Origin of the sequence: Streptomyces qaidamensis (assembly GCF_001611795.1) — a bacterium.
Lineage (GTDB): Bacteria > Actinomycetota > Actinomycetes > Streptomycetales > Streptomycetaceae > Streptomyces > Streptomyces qaidamensis.
On sequence record NZ_CP015098.1, the window covers coordinates 4,534,833 to 4,552,591 of the forward strand.

Here is a 17,759-nt window from a genome sequence, read left to right on the forward strand (position 1 = left end):
CAGAGCGGAACGGGGAGGGGACGTGCAGGTAGAGCACCAGAACAGCTCACCGGCGACCGATGCCCAACTGATCCGCCTTCATGTAGGAGGCGACCCGGAAGCCTTCGCCGAGTTGGTACGCCGTCATCGCGACCGGCTCTGGGCCGTCGCGCTGCGGACGCTCGGCGACCGCGAGGAAGCCGCTGACGCCGTGCAGGACGCCCTCGTGTCCGCCTACCGGGCCGCCCACACCTTCCGGGGCCAGTCGGCCGTTACGACGTGGCTGCACAGGATCACGGTGAACGCATGCCTGGACCGCGCCCGCAAGGCGGCCTCCCGGAAGACCTCTCCCGTCGACGACACCGAGCGCCTGGAGCAGCTGCTGGAGCCGCACGAGTCGGCCTCGGCCCCAGCCGAGCGAAACGATCTCCACCGGCAGCTCATCGAAGCCCTGGGAACCCTACCGGCCGATCAGCGTGCCGCGCTCGTCCTGGTGGACATGCAGGGCTACCCGGTCGCGGAGGCGGCCCGCATCCTCGACGTGCCCACCGGCACGGTCAAGAGCAGATGTGCGCGAGGCAGAGCCAGGCTCCTGCCGCTGCTCACCCATCTACGGCAGGACGGCAGCGGTGAGGGCAAGAACCCGGGCGGAGAACGGAACCGGACGCAGGGCCCGGCCGTCCCACCCGCAGCGGGCCCGTCCCGAGCGGGATCCCCGGACGCAGGACCGAGCGACTCAGCGGCAGTGAAGGGCGGAGGTGGACGAGCGTGACGTCGACGACAGACATGGCCGGGCACCCGGACGTCGCGGAGATCTCCGACCTCACCGAGGGACTCCTCCCACCGGCCCGGACCACCGACCTGCGCCGTCATCTGGACGAGTGCGAGCTCTGCGCGGATGTGTACGCCTCCCTGGAGGAGATCCGCGGGCTGCTCGGCACGCTACCGGGACCGCCGCGGATGCCCGCCGATGTCGCGGGCCGCATCGATGCCGCTCTCGCCGCCGAGGCTCTGCTGAACGCCAGTGGACCGGACTCCGAGGAGAGCCCGGAGCCGGAGAGTGTTGCCGGTTCCGGCGCTGCCCGTGCCCCGGCCAGGGACGACAGCGGTGTCGATGTTTCACGTGAAACATCGACACCCGCCGACCGTCCTGCCGATCGACCCGCTGGCCGTCCCCGATCCTCGACCACCGGTCCTGGCCGCAAGGACCGCACGCGCACCGGGCGCCGCAGGATTGCCGTCCTGGGGACCGTTTTCACGGTGGCCGCCCTGGGGCTGGGCTCCGTCCTGCTGTCATCGCTCGGGGACAACAAGCCTCCTCATGACACGGCAGGGGAACGGCAGACCACTGCCGCGGACACCTTCTCCGAAGGAAAGCTGCAGAAGCAGGTCACCGATCTCCTGTCCGAGAACAAGACCAAGGGCGGCGGCTCCCGCACCCCCTTCGGCGCAGCCACAGCCCCTGGCACCGACCAGCCCAGGGTTTTCAAGGAAGCCGTGATTCCCGGCTGCGTCCGCGACGGCATCGGACGCCACGACGCGGCCCTGGCCACCGAGGACGGCACCTATCAAGGGAAGAAGGCCATGCTCGTGCTGCTTCCCGACGACGCCGACACCACTCGGGTCACGGCCTACATCGTTGACGCGACCTGTGTGGATCACGAGGCACCCACGGCCGCCGGCAAGGTACTCCTGAAGCGCACCTACCCGGCTGCCTGAGCGAACGCCTCGTCCTCACCCTGCGGGCTCGCCGCAGCGCGACGCATCTCCGTGTGCCCGGACACAGCGGGAATGCGCGCCCCTTAGGATCCGTTGGGTGGGGTGAGAGGTCATAGAGAACTCCCACCGCTCGACCGACGCAGTCCAGAGACGAGGAATCAAGCCGTGAGCGACGTCCGTAACGTGATCATCATCGGCTCCGGGCCCGCCGGCTACACGGCGGCGCTCTACACCGCGCGCGCGTCGCTGAAGCCGCTGGTGTTCGAGGGCGCCGTCACCGCAGGTGGCGCACTCATGAACACCACGGACGTCGAGAACTTCCCGGGCTTCCGGGACGGCATCATGGGCCCTGACCTCATGGACAACATGCGCGCCCAGGCGGAGCGCTTCGGAGCCGAACTCGTCCCGGACGACATCGTGGCCGTCGATCTGAGCGGTGAGGTCAAGACCGTCACGGACACCGCCGGCACCGTTCACCAGGCCAAGGCCGTCATCGTCACCACCGGCTCGCAACACCGCAAGCTGGGCCTGCCGAACGAGGACGCTCTCTCCGGCCGTGGCGTGTCGTGGTGCGCCACCTGTGACGGGTTCTTCTTCAAGGACCAGGACATCGCCGTGATCGGTGGTGGCGACACCGCGATGGAGGAGGCCACCTTCCTCTCGCGGTTCGCCAAGTCCGTGACCGTCGTCCACCGCCGCGGCACCCTGCGCGCATCCAAGGCCATGCAGGAGCGCGCCTTCGCCGATCCGAAGATCAACTTCGTGTGGGACAGCGAGGTCGCCGAGATCCAGGGCGACCCGAAGCTCTCGGGCCTGAAGCTGCGCAACCTCAAGACCGGTGAAATCTCGGACCTGCCGGTGACCGGGCTGTTCATCGCCATCGGCCACGACCCGCGCACCGAGCTCTTCAAGGGCCAGCTCGACCTGGACGAAGAGGGCTACCTGAAGGTGGAAGCGCCGTCGACGCGCACGAACCTGACCGGCGTCTTCGGTGCCGGCGACGTGGTCGACCACACCTACCGTCAGGCGATCACCGCGGCCGGGACCGGCTGCTCCGCAGCTCTCGACGCCGAGCGCTATCTCGCCGCCCTGGCGGACGAGGAGCAGCCCGAGCCCGAGAAGACCTCTGTCTGACCTCTCTCTACCCGCCCCACGCACCAACCAGTTAGGAGCCCTCCGTGGCCGGCACCCTGAAGAACGTGACCGACGACTCCTTCGAGCAGGACGTCCTGAAGAGCGACAAGCCTGTTCTGGTGGACTTCTGGGCCGCCTGGTGCGGTCCTTGCCGCCAGATCGCGCCGTCCCTTGAGGCCATCGCCTCCGAGTACGGCGACAAGATCGAGATCGTCAAGCTGAACATCGACGAGAACCCGGGTACGGCCGCCAAGTACGGCGTCATGTCCATCCCGACCCTGAACGTCTACCAGGGTGGCGAGGTCGCCAAGACCATCGTGGGCGCGAAGCCGAAGGCCGCGATCGTTCGCGACCTCGAGGAGTTCATCGCCGAGTGAATCGGCTGCACCGTCGCACCGACGGTGCATGTTTCACGTGAAACACGAATGGGCCAACCCTGCCGGGTTGGCCCATTCGTTTGGTTCCTCTACAGCGGCCGCAAGGCCGGCTCCTTCTGCACTGCACCCAGAAGCCGGTCCAGCGCCAGCTCGACATCTTCCTTCCAGGAGAGCGTCGACCTCAGTTCCAGCCTCAGCCGAGGATGGGCGGGGTGCTGGCGGACCGTCTTGAAGCCGACCGCCAGAAGATGATCAGCGGGCAGCACACAGGCGGGTTCCTTCCAGCGCGCATCTCCAAAGGCCTCGATCGCCTTGAACCCGCGCCGCAGCAGATCCTTGGCAACCGTCTGCACCATGACCCGGCCCAGTCCCTGCCCTTGGTAGCCCGGCACGATGAACGCGGTGATCAGCTGCACCGCATCAGGCGAGACGGGACTCGTGGGAAACGCCGTGGAGCGAGGGACATAGGCAGGCGGGGCGTAGAGCACGAAGCCCACCGGCACGTCGTCGACGTAGACGACCCGCCCGCAGGATCCCCAGTCCAGCAGAACCGCCGAGATCCAGGCTTCCTTCTCTGGAGCCGCTGTGCCCGCCTTTACCGCGGCCTCACCGCTGACTGGGTCGAGTTCCCAGAAGACACACGAGCGACAACGCTTGGGCAGGTCCTGGAGGTTGTCCAGCGTGAGCGGTACGAGCCGGCGGCCCATGAAGGCTGATCCTCGCTTCCTTCGCCCGCCGCCGCATCGCGGGCGGCTGTCAGAGCACTCCGTTCCCTGAGGAGACTGCCGATGAACCCACCGACCGCTCCGAGCCCCAAACCGGTGCTCACCAGTCCGGTGCGGCTCATGGTTCGCATGGCCCCTGCCTCCCTCTCAGAGGTGCTGCCAAGTGGCTGCGCCGTACCCGAACGCATCGTATCGACGATGCGATTCCATCGATACCGACAGAAAGGAAAGAGCGGGCCACGTTCCGGTACACACCGGACACGGCCCGCTCCGTCTCCTGCACAGCACATGCTCCTTACCGGAGGCTCAGGACTCGCTCTCCCCGGAGTCGCCCTCCAGAAGACTCTTCTGCAGGACCCGCCCTTCGCCAGGAGCGAGTGAGCCGAGGATCCGCTCAAGGTCCTCCATCGAGGCGAACTCGACGGTGATCTTGCCCTTCTTCTGCCCCAGGTCGACCTTCACGCGGGTCTCGAAGCGGTCGGACAGTCGCGTGGCGAGGTCGGACAGCGCAGGAGAGACCCGGGCACCGGCACGGGGGCCCTTGGGCTTCTGGGCCTTCTGGGGTCGCGATCCCATCAGGGTCACGATCTCTTCGACGGCTCGCACCGAGAGGCCCTCGGCCACGATGCGGTGGGCCAGCCGGTCCTGCTCCTCCGAATCCTCGACGGAGATCAGTGCCCGGGCGTGGCCCGCGGAGAGCACCCCGGCGGCGACCCGACGCTGCACGGCCGGCGAGAGCTTCAGCAGACGCAGGGTGTTGGAGACCTGCGGCCGGGACCGGCCAATACGGTCCGCCAGCTGGTCATGCGTGCAGCTGAAGTCCCTCAGCAGTTGGTCGTAGGCGGCTGCCTCTTCCAGGGGGTTCAGCTGAGCACGGTGCAGGTTCTCCAGAAGAGCGTCCAGAAGGAGCTTCTCGTCCTCTGTGGCCCGCACGATCGCCGGGATCGCCTCCAGCCCCGCCTCACGGCAGGCGCGCCACCGACGCTCACCCATGATGAGCTCGTAGCGGGCAGGACCCACCTGCCGCACGACGACCGGCTGGAGGAGACCCACTTCCTTGATGGAGGTGATGAGCTCGTGCAGCGCGTCCTCGTCGAATACCTCACGCGGCTGGCGTGGGTTCGGCGTGATGGAGTCGAGCGGGATCTCGGCGAAGTGCGCACCGATGGGCGCCGCAGGCGCGGTGGGAGCGGTCGGCTGCACCGGCTCCTCTGTTTCACGTGAAACAGTCGGCAGAGTCGCTACCTTCGCCGCGGCCACCCCACGATCGTTCGGCAGGACAGGTACTGCCGCAGGGGATGTGGAAGCAGCGTTCCCCGCCGCAGCCTGAGCCACCGACTTCTCCGTCGGCGCAGCAGGGATCAGTGCGCCGAGACCACGGCCCAGCCCCCTTCGTCGCTCGCTCACTGAATGCCCTCCACCATGCTCGGGTCGTTCTGCTGTACGCCGATATGGGCGTGCGTCGCGTCATAGCTGATGCCGACGCCCTTCAGCGCGATCTCTCGTGCCGCCTCAAGGTAGGAGAGGGCACCACTCGATCCAGGATCGTAAGTCAGTACCGTCTGCCCATAACTCGGCGCCTCCGAGATACGGACGGAGCGCGGGATGCTCGTCCGCAGCACCTCTTCACCGAAGTGAGTGCGCACCTCTTCCGCGACCTGTGACGCGAGCCGCGTCCGGCCGTCGTACATGGTGAGCAGAATGGTCGACACATGAAGGGCGGGGTTGAGGTGCCCCCGCACCAGGTCGACGTTGCGTAGCAGCTGCCCGAGGCCTTCCAGCGCGTAGTACTCGCACTGGATGGGGATCAGAACTTCCTGGCCCGCCACCAGCGCATTGACCGTCAGGAGACCGAGGGAGGGCGGGCAGTCGATGAGGATGTAGTCCAACGGCTGCTCGTACGCCTGGATCGCACGCTGCAGCCTGCTTTCCCGTGCCACCAGGGACACCAGCTCGATCTCCGCACCGGCGAGATCGATCGTGGCGGGAGCGCAGAAGAGGCCCTCGACGTCGGGGACCGGCTGGACCACCTCGGAGAGCGGCCTGCTGTCGACCAACACGTCGTAGATGGAAGGAACTTCAGCGTGGTGGTCGATACCCAGCGCCGTGGACGCATTGCCCTGTGGGTCGAGGTCGACCACCAGGACCCGGCCACCGTGCAGCGCCAGGGAAGCGGCAAGGTTGACGGTCGTCGTCGTCTTGCCCACGCCACCCTTCTGGTTGGCGACCACGATGATTCGGGTCTGCTCGGGCCGTGGCAGGCCCTCGCCGGCACGACCCAGAGCCTCCACCGCCAGTTGGGCAGCACGACCGATGGGAGTGTCGTCCATCGGAGGCGGTGTTTCACGTGAAACATCCGCCCCCATCGACTCGGTACGGGGACCGGGGACCGGATCGGTCATCGGTCCCGCGATGTTGGCGTCGGACCGCAAGGATTCACTCTCCTCGACTTCAGGCTCGCAATGAACAGAGCCTCCCATGTCTTCGGGGTCGTGAACCAGTGAGGCCTGTCGTTCTGTGGAGAAATCCACCTCTGTGGATACCTCAGGGCCCTCATCGAGTGACCCTAGAGGCTTCCGGTCGCGGGGTTCGGCCGCGGCGCGGCCACGACTGATGATGCCGTGCAGCAGTGAGCGACGTTTCACGTGAAACACGATGCACAGCAGCCGAGGCCGGACTGCCGCGACACTCCGGCTTGCATCGGTTTGGCAGCTTGTGTGGAGTACGTCTCGTCGTCAGGACGGATCAGCGCCCTCAGGTCGGATCAGTACCGGAAGGCCTGCTCGACAGAGGAAACGGGATCAGTTCAGGAAGACCGAATAACCGCCACGGACTCCGGATCGACTCAACGTCGGCGGCGCGTCCGCCCCGTGCGAGCCGCCTTGGCGCGCTTCGCGGCGAAGCGCACGCCGCCGGGGCTCTCCCCGACCTCGACCCGTACGACGGTGGACATCGGATCCACCACGCCCTCACCCACATGCAGGATGGAGGTCTCCACCGCGCCCAGCTTGCTGAGCGCCGTCGAGGCGCTCTTCAGCTCCTCTTCGGCGGTGTCTCCCTTGAGCGCGAGCATCTCCCCGTACGGCCTCAGCAGCGGGATACCCCAGGTCGCGAGCCGGTCGAGCGGCGCGACGGCCCGGGCCGTCACCACGTGGACCGGCTGGATCTTCCCCATGACCTCTTCGGCCCGGCCGCGCATGACGGTCACATGGTCCAGGCCCAGCAGCTCCACGACCTCAGTGAGGAAGTTGGTGCGCCGCAGCAGCGGCTCCAGGAGCGTGATCTTCAGGTCGGTGCGGACCAGCGCCAGCGGAATGCCGGGAAGACCGGCGCCAGAGCCGACATCGCACACCGTCACGCCATCGGGCACGACCTCCGAAAGCACCGCGCAGTTCAGCAGGTGCCGCTCCCACAGGCGGGGCACCTCCCGCGGGCCGATGAGACCGCGCTTCACGCCCGCCTCGGCAAGCAGCTCGGCGTACCGCACCGCATCCGCGAAGCGATCACCGAACACCTCACGCGCCTGCTCGGGCGCGGGGGGAAGCTCCGCTGCCTCCGTCACGGGGGACCGTCCTTCCGTACCGCGTCAGCGCACCCGGCGCCGACACCAGAACCACCAGAACTATCAGGCTGACAAAGTTCGGCCCCGCCTGCGCAACAGACGGGGCCGGAAAACGTAGGGGCCGATCAGGCGGGCAGCACGACGACGAAGCGCTGCGGCTCCTCGCCCTCGGACTCGCTGCGCAGACCCGCGGCCTTGACCGCGTCGTGCACGACCTTGCGCTCGAAGGGCGTCATCGGCTCCAGCTTGACGGCCTCACCGCTGCTCTTGGCCTCCGCGGCGGCCTTGGCGCCCAGCTCGGACAGCTCCGAGCGCTTCTGCGCCCGGTAGCCGGCGATGTCCAGCATCAGGCGGCTGCGGTCACCGGTCTCCCGGTGCACGGCCAGACGAGTGAGCTCCTGGAGCGCCTCCAGCACCTCGCCGTCACGGCCGACCAGCTTCTGCAGATCACGGCCGCCCGCGTCGCTGATGATCGAGACGGAGGCGCGGTCGGCCTCGACGTCCATGTCGATATCGCCGTCGAGGTCGGCGATGTCGAGCAGACCCTCCAGGTAGTCCGCCGCGATCTCGCCTTCCTGCTCCAGGCGAGTCAGGGTGTCTGCACCCTCGGCAGCGGCGGAGGTGGTGCCTTCCGTCACGGGATGGACTCCTTCTTACTTCTTGGACGGGGACTTGGGCCGCTGCGGACCCTTGCGCTGTCCGGACTGGGCCTTGCTGCGGGTGCCGCCGGCGGGCTTCGCGCCGCCCTTCTTGGCAGCGGCGGCGGGCTTGGCGTCCTCGGGCTCGTCGGACTTCGTCAGCGACGTCTTCGGCTCGTTCTCACCCGCCGCCTTGGCACCGGCGGTTCCGCCGTGCTGACGCTGCGACTTGCTCTGCCGCTTCGGCTGCTGGCGCTTGGCAGCACCGGTGGCGGTGATCGGCGTGCCGTCCTCGGCCTCGGCCACTGCCGCGGTGTCGCTCTTGATCACGGTGCCGTCGGCCTGGGCGGCGAGGTTGGCCTTGCTCAGGCCGTTGATGAACTTGCGCTCGAACTCGTTGCGATCGCGGCCCTTGGCGACGATGGCCTTGACGATGGCCCGGTCGCGACGCTTGCCGACCTTGTCGTGCTGCGTGACGTGCTTGGTCAGGCGCTCCAGGTACTCGGCCTGGGCCTTGGAACCCGGGGTCGGGTTGTTGCGGATGACGTACATCTGCTGACCCATGGTCCACACGTTGGTGGTCAGCCAGTAGACGAGGACACCGACCGGGAAGTTGATGCCGAAGACGGCGAACATGACGGGGAAGACGTACATCAGCATCTTCTGCTGCTGCATGAACGGCGTCTTCACCGTGGTGTCGACGTTCTTCGTCATCAGCTGGCGCTGGGTGAAGAACTGCGACGCCGACATCAGGACGATCATGACGGCGGTGACCACGCGCACATCGGTGAGCGAGGCGCCGAGCGCTTCCACCTTCGACGAGCTGTCGGTGAACTTCACCGCCAGGGGCGCGCCGACGATGTGCGCCTTCTGCGCGCTCTGCAGCAGGTTCTCGTTGATCACACCGATGGTGTCGTTCGACGCGATGCTGTTGAGCACGTGGTACAGGGCGAAGAAGAACGGGGACTGCGCCAGGATGGGAAGGCACGAGGAGAGCGGGTTGGTGCCCGTCTCCTTGTACAGCTTCATCATCTCTTCGGACTGACGCTGCTTGTCGTTCTTGTAGCGCTCCTGGATCTTCTTCATCTCGGGCTGGAGCGTCTGCATCGCCCGGGTGGCCTTGATCTGCTTCACGAAGAGCGGGATCAGGCAGATACGGATCAGGATCACCAGGGACACGATCGACAGGCCCCAGGCCCACCCGGTGTCAGGGCCGAAGATGGCGCCGTACACCGTGTGGAACTGGACGATGACCCAGGAGACGGGTGTGGTGATGAAGCTGAAGAGGCTGGCAATCGTGTCCACTAATCATGCTCCTTGGGCATGGGACGGTGTCTCTGCGGCCGGGCTCGAAGGACTCGACGGACTTGTGGGAGAAGTCTGTCCCTCGGTGGCCGGTCCGGCGGCGGAGGGCCCGCCCTTGCGTGCGCGCCACGCGTTACGCAGCATTTCGTGCCACCGCGGGCGCTTGCGCGGCGGGACATGGTCCACACCGCCCAGCGACCACGGATTGCACCGCAGGATGCGCCATGCCGTGAGTGCCGTTCCCTTGATGGCACCATGCCGGTCGATGGCCGTGTAGCCGTAGTGGGAGCACGAGGGGTAGTACTTGCAGACCGGCCCGAGCAGCGGACTGATCGTCCACTGGTAGAGCTTGATCAGAGCCAGCAGCGGGTACTTCATCGCGCGCCCCCTCCCAGCAACCGCTGGAGAGCGGCATCCAGGTCTCGGGCCAGCTGTGCATGGTCGGCGTCGCCCGATCCGGGCAGCGCTCGTACGACTACCAGGCTACCGGGGGGCAGCTGGGCAACTCGCTCGCGCATCAGGTGGCGAAGCCTGCGCTTCACTTTGTTCCGCACGACCGCGCCACCCACTGCCTTGCTCACGACGAAACCCGCACGCGTCGGGGGAGCGCTCTCCCCAGGCGCGTGCGGGTCCGTGGAACCGCTCCGTAGGTGGACGACGAGGAACGGGCGTCCGGCCCGGCGTCCTCGTCGTACCGCGGTCGCGAAGTCCTCGCGCCGCCTCAGCCGATGCTCGGTAGGCAGCACGACGTCATGACCTGATCAGAATCAGGCGGACAGGCTGGCGCGACCCTTGCTGCGACGGTTCGCGAGAATCGCGCGACCGGCACGGGTACGCATCCGCAGGCGGAAGCCGTGGGTCTTCGCGCGACGACGGTTGTTCGGCTGGAAGGTGCGCTTGCTCACTCGGGGGCTCCAGAAGAAATCGGTGGTTGCGGGGTGCCGTCCTGGCTGTCACCGTGCGCCCACGAGTAGCTCGCAGTTACGCCCGAGTGCACCGCTGACCGATCACCCAAATGATCTGTGCCCATCGGAGGCAGGCGGCAGCAGCCATCGACAACTCGACCTGGTTACGGTACGCGCGGCTACGCCATCCGGTCAAACCAGGAGTCGCCGGGAGACACTTGTCCACAGGCTGGGGACAACAACTTGAACCCTACCGGCCGCCCTGACTACCGTGACGGAACTCCGATTCGTTCCCTTATCCCTGCCCCACCCGATTTACATCCCGAGCCGTCCCAGAACCACACGTTCGTGGGACCTGTGAGAGAGCGTGCCCTGTGGCTGACGTACCTGCCGATCTTGCCGCAGTGTGGCCACGCGTATTGGAGCAGCTCCTCGGGGAGGGCCGCAGCCAAGGGGTCGAAGGGAAGGACGAGCACTGGATCCGGCGCTGCCAGCCCCTCGCACTGGTCGCAGACACCGCCCTGCTCGCCGTACCGAACGAATTCGCCAAGGGCGTACTGGAGGGCCGGCTGGCGCCGATCGTCAGCGAGACACTGAGCCGCGAGTGCGGCCGCCCCATCCGGATCGCGATCACCGTCGACGACTCCGCCGGCGAGCCCCCCGCCACGCCGGCACCCCCGTCCCGCCCCCAGCAGCGCTACGAGGAGCCCGAGCTCCCGGCCGCACGCCAGGACCGCGACGGATACGACCGCCCCGAGCGCGACGCCTATGACCGCAAGGACCGCGACGGCTACGACCGGCCGGAACGTGACGGATACGACCGCCCCGACCGTGACGCCTATGACCGCCAGGACCGCCAGGACCGTCAGGACCGTCAGGACCGCGACGGATACGAGGGGTACGGCCGCCACCGCGCCGACCAGCTGCCCGGACCGGCCGGTGACCAGCTTCCGCCTACGCGCGCAGATCAACTTCCCACGGCCCGTCCCGCGTACCCGTCCGAGTACCAGCGGCCCGAGCCGGGCTCCTGGCCCCGGCCGTCGCAACAAGACGAGTACGGCTGGCAGCAGCAGCGCCTCGGCTTCCCCGAGCGTGACCCGTACGCGTCACGCGGGCAGGACGCGTACGGCTCCCAGGACTCCTACGGCTCCTCCTCGCAGGACTACCGTCCCCAACCCATGGAGCGCCCCTCCTACGAGCAGCCCCGCTCCGACTACGACGCGCCACGCCCCGATTACGATCAGCGCGACCCGGTGCGCCGGGAGCTGCCCGAGCCGCCGGCCGGCTCCGGGCACGTGCACCGGGGCGGCCCGGTCGGCCCGAACCTGCCGACGACAGGCGCGCCCGGCCCACTGGCCGCGCAGCCCGCGCCGGCGACCGGCCCCGGTGAGCCCACCGCGCGTCTGAACCCGAAGTACCTCTTCGACACGTTCGTGATCGGCGCCTCCAACCGCTTCGCCCACGCGGCCGCGGTCGCTGTGGCAGAGGCACCGGCGAAGGCGTACAACCCCTTGTTCATCTACGGGGAGTCCGGGCTCGGCAAGACGCACCTGCTGCACGCGATCGGGCACTACGCGCGCAGCCTCTACCCGGGCACGCGGGTGCGGTACGTGAGCTCGGAGGAGTTCACCAACGAGTTCATCAACTCCATCCGCGACGGCAAGGGCGACAGCTTCCGCAAGCGGTACCGCGAGATGGACATCCTGCTCGTCGACGACATCCAGTTCCTGGCGGACAAGGAGTCGACGCAGGAGGAGTTCTTCCACACCTTCAACACGCTCCACAACGCCAACAAGCAGATCGTGCTGTCCTCCGACCGGCCGCCGAAGCAGCTGGTGACACTGGAGGACCGGCTGCGGAACCGTTTCGAGTGGGGGCTGATCACGGACGTCCAGCCGCCCGAGCTGGAGACGCGGATCGCGATCCTCCGCAAGAAGGCAGTGCAGGAGCAGCTGAACGCGCCGCCAGAGGTGCTGGAGTTCATCGCATCCCGGATCTCGCGCAACATCCGCGAGCTGGAAGGCGCCCTGATCCGGGTCACGGCGTTCGCCTCGCTCAACCGGCAGCCGGTGGACCTGGGCCTGACGGAGATCGTCCTCAAGGACCTCATCCCCGGCGGCGACGATTCCGCGCCCGAGATCACCTCGACTGCCATCATGGGCGCGACGGCGGACTACTTCGGGCTGACCGTCGAGGACCTGTGCGGCACCTCGCGCGGCCGCGCCCTCGTCACCGCCCGTCAGATCGCCATGTACCTGTGCCGTGAGCTGACGGACCTGTCGCTGCCGAAGATCGGCGCGCTGTTCGGCGGCCGCGACCACACCACGGTGATGCACGCGGACCGCAAGATCCGCAATCTGATGGCCGAGCGCCGCTCCATCTACAACCAGGTCACCGAGCTGACCAACCGCATCAAGAACGGCTGACGGCGACAGCGGTACACCGCTGAGGGCGCCCCAGAGGCTCTGGGGCGCCCTTCTTCATGCACAGGAGCCCTGGGCGCCACGACGACACGGGTGGGCCGCAGCGACACCCCTCTCCGAGGACTCCCGACCTCCGAGAACGCCGATCTCCGAGGACTCCCGATGCCCCCACCGAGGCATTCCGAGCCTCTCCGAGCCCCGCTGGTGCGGATCCCCGGCCTCCGCACCCGGCACCTGATCGCAACCCACTGTTCGAATAGCCGCCGGGTTACGGCCTCCCTCCACAGATTCGTGGACTTTCTGCCGTCCACATCCTGGGGACCGGGAAGTTGTCCAGACCGTGTCCACAGCAGCCACTGTTGATAGACCATCAGACCAGCTCAGGTGCTTGTGGATTCGTGGACGAAGGATCTCCACAGCCTGTGGACGACGAGATGATCCACAGGCTGTGCACCGAGTTGTCCACCGGCCACCCACAGGCTGGGGAGAGTTGTCCCCAGCAAACACTCGCTTCTCCACATGCCTGTCCACTGTTCGGCAACACGACGCGCCTCCTCACCGGGTCGAGTGAAAGGCGTCACACAAAGGTGCCGGGTTGGGCTGTGGGAAAGGTGGGTAAAGCTGGGGACGGCGCTGGGGAGAACTCGCCTCACCCTGTGCACGGCGTGTGCAGAACTTTCTGTTCTCCACAGATGCGCCCGGTTGTCCACCGCCTCCACCCACAGGACCCGTGGACAAAATTCCCGCCCTGAGCTGGGCAAACGAGGTTATCCACGGTATCCACAGCCCCTACTACTACTCCCGACTAGAGAGAGCTGGGAATCCGTTTCGAAGGGGGCCCTGTGCACAACTCGCTCTTCGGTGCCCGGCTGCCCCTCGTCACGACTTGACCCCGAGAGGCACCTACTGTCAGTGCGGTGCGTCAGACTGGTCCCCGGTGTCCTCCCCGTCACAGGGACCGTCGACACCGAGACAGACGACGAGGGCCAGGCAGAGCGAGAAGCGCCGGCAACAGCAGGAGGCGGCAACAGTGAAGATCCGGGTGGAACGCGACGTACTCGCGGAGGCAGTGGCCTGGGCGGCACGCAGCCTCCCGGCCCGTCCGCCGGCGCCTGTCCTCGCCGGCCTGCTGCTGAAGGCCGAGGAAGGCCAGCTGAGCCTGTCCAGCTTCGACTACGAGGTCTCCGCGCGGGTGTCGGTGGAGGCCGAGGTCGACGAGGAGGGCACGGTCCTGGTCTCCGGCCGCCTGCTCGCGGACATCTGCCGCGCGCTTCCCAACCGGCCGGTGGAGATTTCCACAGACGGTGTACGGGCGACCGTGGTCTGCGGCTCGTCCCGGTTCACACTCCACACCCTGCCTGTGGAGGAGTACCCGGCCCTGCCGCAGATGCCGAACGCGACGGGCACGGTCCCCGGCGAGGTCTTCGCCTCCGCCGCCTCCCAGGTCGCCATCGCGGCCGGCCGTGACGACACGCTGCCGGTCCTCACGGGTGTACGCATCGAGATCGAGGGCGACACCGTCACGCTGGCGTCCACCGACCGCTACCGCTTCGCGGTCCGCGAGTTCCTGTGGAAGCCGGAGAACCCGGACGCTTCCGCGGTCGCCCTGGTGCCCGCCAAGACGCTCCTGGACACCGCCAAGGCACTGACCAGCGGCGACCAGGTGATCCTGGCGCTGTCCGGCGGGGGCTCGGGCGAGGGCCTGATCGGCTTCGAGGGCGCGGGCCGCCGTACGACGACCCGCCTGCTGGAGGGTGATCTCCCGAAGTACCGCTCGCTGTTCCCGACGGAGTTCAACAGCGTCGCCGTGATCGAGACGGCCCCCTTCGTGGAGGCCGTCAAGCGCGTGGCCCTGGTCGCCGAGCGCAACACCCCTGTGCGGCTCAGCTTCGAGCAGGGCGTGCTCATCCTGGAGGCCGGTTCCAGCGACGACGCACAGGCTGTGGAAAGGGTCGACGCCCAGCTGGAGGGCGACGACGTCTCGATCGCCTTCAACCCGACGTTCCTGCTGGACGGCCTGAGCGCCATCGACTCCCCGGTGGCCCAGCTGTCGTTCACGACGTCCACCAAGCCCGCTCTGCTCAGCGGCAAGCCCGCGCTGGACGCCGAGGCGGACGACGCCTACAAGTACCTGATCATGCCGGTGCGCCTCAGCGGCTGAGCTTGTCCGAGGCGCCGAGGATCGTCCGCGGTTGTCCACAGGCTGAGGACAAAGTTGCAGGTGAGGGCGTACGACTGAGCGCGTATGCCCACAGATGTGCGCGAGCGTCCGGGTTTAGGCTCGGACGCGGGTACGAAAGTGCCGCGCGGTACGCATGTGCCGCCACGCCACGTCGCAGAACCTAAGGAAAACAACTGATGGAGCTCGGTCTCGTCGGCCTCGGCAAGATGGGCGGCAACATGCGCGAGCGGATCCGCCGCGCAGGTCACACCGTCCTCGGATACGACCGCAACCCGGACCTCGCCGATGTCCACAGCCTGGAAGAGCTTGTGGGCAAGCTCAGCGGGCCTCGCGTGATCTGGGTGATGGTCCCGGCCGGTGAGGCCACGCAGACCACGATCGACCGGCTCGCCGAACTGCTGGAGCCCGGCGACGTCGTCGTGGACGGCGGCAACTCCCGCTGGACCGACGACGTGAAGCACGCCGAGGAGCTGGCGGCCAAGGGCATCGGCTTCGTCGACTGCGGTGTCTCCGGCGGCGTCTGGGGCCTGGAGAACGGCTACGCGCTGATGTACGGCGGCGACAAGGAGCACGTCGCCAAGGTGCAGCCGGTCTTCGACGCGCTCAAGCCGGAGGGAGACTCCGGCTCGGTGCACGCCGGCAAGGTCGGCGCGGGCCACTTCGCGAAGATGGTCCACAACGGCATCGAGTACGCGATGATGCAGGCCTACGCCGAGGGCTGGGAGCTCCTGGAGAAGGTCGACTCCGTGACGGACGTCCGGGAGGTCTTCCGCTCCTGGCAGGAGGGCACGGTCATCCGCTCCTGGCTGCTGGACCTCGCGGTCAACGCGCTCGACGAGGACGAGCACCTGGACGAGCTCCGGGGTTATGCACAGGACTCCGGGGAGGGACGCTGGACGGTGGAGGCCGCCATCGACAACGCGGTGCCGCTGCCGGCGATCACCGCGTCGCTGTTCGCGCGGTTCGCCTCCCGCCAGGAGGACTCGCCCCAGATGAAGATGATCGCGGCGCTGCGGAACCAGTTCGGCGGCCACGCGGTCGAGAAGAAGTAACCGAGCACCGAGGGAGGTCGGCGGAACGACCATGCACGTCACGCATCTGTCGCTGGCCGACTTCCGCTCGTACCCCCGGGTCGAGGTCCCGCTCGACCCCGGGGTGACGGCCTTCGTCGGGCCGAACGGGCAGGGCAAGACCAACCTCGTCGAGGCCGTCGGCTATCTCGCGACCCTCGGCAGCCACCGGGTCTCCTCCGACGCCCCCCTGGTCCGCATGGGCGCCGAGCGCGCGATCATCCGGGCGCAGGTCCGGCAGGGTGAGCGGCAGCAGCTGGTCGAGCTGGAGCTGAACCCGGGGCGTGCCAATCGGGCCCGGATCAACAGGTCCTCGCAGGTCAGGCCGCGTGACGTGCTGGGGATCGTGCGGACGGTGCTGTTCGCGCCGGAGGATCTCGCGCTGGTCAAGGGCGACCCCGGTGAGCGGCGGCGGTTCCTCGACGAGCTGATCACCGCGCGTTCCCCGCGCATGGCGGGGGTCCGCTCCGACTACGACCGGGTCCTCAAGCAGCGCAACACCCTGCTGAAGTCCGCGGCGCTGGCCCGTCGGCACGGTGGTCGCACCATGGACATGTCCACCCTGGACGTGTGGGACCAGCATCTCGCGCGCGTCGGGGCGGAGTTGCTCGCTCAGCGTCTGGATTTGATCGCCACGATCCAGCCGCTGGCCGACAAGGCGTACGAGCAACTCGCGCCCGGCGGCGGCCCGGTCGCGCTGGAGTACAAGCCGTCCGCGCCGGGCGAGGCGCACACCCGCGAGGACCTCTTCGAACAGCTGATGGCGGCGCTCGCGGAGGCCCGCAAGCAGGAGATCGAGCGCGGGGTGACCCTGGTCGGCCCGCACCGGGACGACCTTCAGCTCAAACTCGGCCAGCTCCCCGCCAAGGGCTACGCCTCCCACGGCGAGTCCTGGTCCTACGCGCTGGCGCTGCGGCTGGCGTCGTACGACCTGCTCCGGGCGGAGGGCAACGAGCCGGTGCTGGTGCTCGACGACGTCTTCGCCGAGCTGGACACCCGACGCCGTGAGCGCCTCGCCGAACTGGTGGCCCCCGGCGAGCAGGTCCTGGTGACGGCGGCGGTCGACGACGACGTACCCCATGTGCTGTCCGGCACTCGGTTCGCCGTGTCCGAGGGGACGGTCGAGCGCGTATGACGGAGAACACATCCGACGACGCCCCCAAGCCCCCCAGAACTCCTGAGCCCTCCGGCGTCGACCTCGCGCGCGTGGCGTTGCGCGCCGCGAAGGATGCCGCACGCGCGCGTGGGGACGCGGCGCAGCAGAAGAAGCAGGCGCGCCGCGGGGGTCTGCGCTCCGGCGCGCGCGCTGACGGCCGTGATCCGATGGCGCTCGGCTCCGCGATCAACCGGCTGATCACCGAACGCGGCTGGGAGGCACCGGCCGCGGTGGGCGGTGTGATGGGCCGCTGGCCGCAGATCGTCGGCGAGGACGTGGCCAAGCACTGCGTGCCGGAGAGGTACGACGAGGACGAGCGGGTCCTGACCGTGCGCTGCGACTCGACGGCCTGGGCGACGAACCTCCGGCTGCTCGCGCCCACGCTGGTCGCGCGCCTCAACGAGGACCTGGGCCACGGCACGGTGCAGTTGATCAAGGTGCAGGGCCCGGGCGGCCCCGCCCGCCGCTACGGGCCGCTGCGCGCCCCCGGCAGCACCGGTCCGGGCGATACGTACGGCTGATCGGCACCGGTTTCCCACCCGTCGACAGCACGTGAGTGACTTCACATCGAGGGCTTCCGCCCA

The 17,759-nt window shown here is 68.1% G+C and carries 18 protein-coding genes; 9 read left to right on the top strand and 9 right to left on the bottom strand.

Annotation, left to right across the window (positions count from 1 at the left end; all coding sequences use genetic code 11):
- The first annotated feature begins 22 nt into the window (after nucleotides 1-22).
- The 4 genes from sigM to trxA all read left to right on the top strand — a co-directional run bounded on the left by sigM (nucleotide 23) and on the right by trxA (nucleotide 3,209).
- Nucleotides 23-751, top strand: coding sequence for an RNA polymerase sigma factor SigM (sigM, locus tag A4E84_RS20010; RefSeq protein ID WP_062927892.1), 729 nt, complete (start codon nucleotides 23-25; stop codon nucleotides 749-751).
- The gene (locus tag A4E84_RS20015; protein ID WP_062927893.1) at nucleotides 748-1,698 is read left to right on the top strand and encodes an anti-sigma factor family protein; all 951 of its coding nucleotides are present in this window, start codon (nucleotides 748-750) and stop codon (nucleotides 1,696-1,698) included. The genes sigM and A4E84_RS20015 overlap by 4 nt, the downstream gene beginning before the upstream one ends.
- A gap of 165 nt (nucleotides 1,699-1,863) precedes the next feature.
- Nucleotides 1,864-2,832 (top strand): thioredoxin-disulfide reductase, encoded by a 969-nt coding sequence (gene trxB / locus A4E84_RS20020; protein ID WP_062927894.1) that lies wholly within the window; start codon nucleotides 1,864-1,866, stop codon nucleotides 2,830-2,832.
- 44 nt (nucleotides 2,833-2,876) lie between these two features.
- A complete protein-coding gene (trxA, locus tag A4E84_RS20025; RefSeq protein ID WP_030847066.1) occupies nucleotides 2,877-3,209 on the top strand; it encodes a thioredoxin in 333 nt (110 codons plus the stop codon).
- A gap of 89 nt (nucleotides 3,210-3,298) precedes the next feature.
- Here the strand turns inward: trxA and A4E84_RS20030 are convergent, their stop codons facing one another.
- The 9 genes from A4E84_RS20030 to rpmH form a co-directional block, all read right to left on the bottom strand.
- The gene (locus A4E84_RS20030) at nucleotides 3,299-3,916 is read right to left on the bottom strand and encodes a GNAT family N-acetyltransferase (protein ID WP_062927895.1); all 618 of its coding nucleotides are present in this window, start codon (nucleotides 3,914-3,916) and stop codon (nucleotides 3,299-3,301) included.
- 324 nt (nucleotides 3,917-4,240) lie between these two features.
- On the bottom strand, nucleotides 4,241-5,341 hold the full coding sequence (locus A4E84_RS20035; protein ID WP_062927896.1) for a ParB/RepB/Spo0J family partition protein: 1,101 nt from the start codon (nucleotides 5,339-5,341) through the stop codon (nucleotides 4,241-4,243).
- Nucleotides 5,338-6,414 (bottom strand): ParA family protein, encoded by a 1,077-nt coding sequence (locus tag A4E84_RS20040; protein WP_079129383.1) that lies wholly within the window; start codon nucleotides 6,412-6,414, stop codon nucleotides 5,338-5,340. The genes A4E84_RS20035 and A4E84_RS20040 overlap by 4 nt, the downstream gene beginning before the upstream one ends.
- Before the next feature lie 365 nt (nucleotides 6,415-6,779).
- Nucleotides 6,780-7,496, bottom strand: coding sequence for a 16S rRNA (guanine(527)-N(7))-methyltransferase RsmG (gene rsmG, locus A4E84_RS20045; protein ID WP_033309899.1), 717 nt, complete (start codon nucleotides 7,494-7,496; stop codon nucleotides 6,780-6,782).
- A gap of 125 nt (nucleotides 7,497-7,621) precedes the next feature.
- Entirely contained in the window at nucleotides 7,622-8,134 is a 513-nt protein-coding gene (locus tag A4E84_RS20050) for a Jag family protein (RefSeq protein WP_062927898.1), read from the bottom strand.
- Between the two features lie 15 nt (nucleotides 8,135-8,149).
- Nucleotides 8,150-9,439, bottom strand: a complete 1,290-nt coding sequence (gene yidC, locus A4E84_RS20055) for a membrane protein insertase YidC (protein ID WP_062927899.1) — start codon at nucleotides 9,437-9,439, stop codon at nucleotides 8,150-8,152.
- 3 nt (nucleotides 9,440-9,442) lie between these two features.
- Entirely contained in the window at nucleotides 9,443-9,817 is a 375-nt protein-coding gene (yidD, locus tag A4E84_RS40885) for a membrane protein insertion efficiency factor YidD (protein WP_078625382.1), read from the bottom strand.
- A complete protein-coding gene (gene rnpA, locus A4E84_RS40890) occupies nucleotides 9,814-10,185 on the bottom strand; it encodes a ribonuclease P protein component (protein ID WP_079129029.1) in 372 nt (123 codons plus the stop codon). The genes yidD and rnpA overlap by 4 nt, the downstream gene beginning before the upstream one ends.
- Before the next feature lie 21 nt (nucleotides 10,186-10,206).
- Nucleotides 10,207-10,344, bottom strand: a complete 138-nt coding sequence (rpmH, locus tag A4E84_RS40895) for a 50S ribosomal protein L34 (protein ID WP_005482975.1) — start codon at nucleotides 10,342-10,344, stop codon at nucleotides 10,207-10,209.
- A 374-nt stretch (nucleotides 10,345-10,718) separates the two neighbouring features.
- Between rpmH and dnaA the strand changes: the two genes are divergently transcribed.
- The 5 genes from dnaA (at nucleotide 10,719) to A4E84_RS20080 (ending at nucleotide 17,696) form a co-directional block, all read left to right on the top strand.
- Nucleotides 10,719-12,770 (top strand): chromosomal replication initiator protein DnaA, encoded by a 2,052-nt coding sequence (gene dnaA, locus A4E84_RS20060; protein WP_079129030.1) that lies wholly within the window; start codon nucleotides 10,719-10,721, stop codon nucleotides 12,768-12,770.
- Between the two features lie 1,027 nt (nucleotides 12,771-13,797).
- A complete protein-coding gene (gene dnaN, locus A4E84_RS20065) occupies nucleotides 13,798-14,928 on the top strand; it encodes a DNA polymerase III subunit beta (protein WP_062927901.1) in 1,131 nt (376 codons plus the stop codon).
- Nucleotides 14,929-15,125: 197 nt separating this feature from the next.
- Nucleotides 15,126-16,001 carry a phosphogluconate dehydrogenase (NAD(+)-dependent, decarboxylating) gene (gene gnd / locus A4E84_RS20070; protein WP_062927902.1) on the top strand — a complete coding sequence of 292 codons (876 nt, stop codon included), beginning with the start codon at nucleotides 15,126-15,128 and terminating at the stop codon, nucleotides 15,999-16,001.
- Between the two features lie 31 nt (nucleotides 16,002-16,032).
- Nucleotides 16,033-17,154 (top strand): DNA replication/repair protein RecF, encoded by a 1,122-nt coding sequence (recF, locus tag A4E84_RS20075; RefSeq protein WP_062927903.1) that lies wholly within the window; start codon nucleotides 16,033-16,035, stop codon nucleotides 17,152-17,154.
- Entirely contained in the window at nucleotides 17,151-17,696 is a 546-nt protein-coding gene (locus A4E84_RS20080; protein ID WP_062927904.1) for a DciA family protein, read from the top strand. The genes recF and A4E84_RS20080 overlap by 4 nt, the downstream gene beginning before the upstream one ends.
- Nucleotides 17,697-17,759: the final 63 nt, after the last annotated feature.

What these genes read in the sequence shown, in the direction of transcription:
- yidD (WP_078625382.1), bottom strand. Translation starts at nt 9,817, where the DNA reads ATGAAGTACCCGCTGCTGGCTCTGATCAAGCTCTACCAGTGGACGATC.
- gnd (WP_062927902.1), top strand. Translation starts at nt 15,126, where the DNA reads ATGGAGCTCGGTCTCGTCGGCCTCGGCAAGATGGGCGGCAACATGCGC.
- A4E84_RS20030 (WP_062927895.1), bottom strand. Translation starts at nt 3,916, where the DNA reads ATGGGCCGCCGGCTCGTACCGCTCACGCTGGACAACCTCCAGGACCTG.
- recF (WP_062927903.1), top strand. Translation starts at nt 16,033, where the DNA reads ATGCACGTCACGCATCTGTCGCTGGCCGACTTCCGCTCGTACCCCCGG.
- A4E84_RS20080 (WP_062927904.1), top strand. Translation starts at nt 17,151, where the DNA reads ATGACGGAGAACACATCCGACGACGCCCCCAAGCCCCCCAGAACTCCT.
- A4E84_RS20040 (WP_079129383.1), bottom strand. Translation starts at nt 6,414, where the DNA reads ATGGGAGGCTCTGTTCATTGCGAGCCTGAAGTCGAGGAGAGTGAATCC.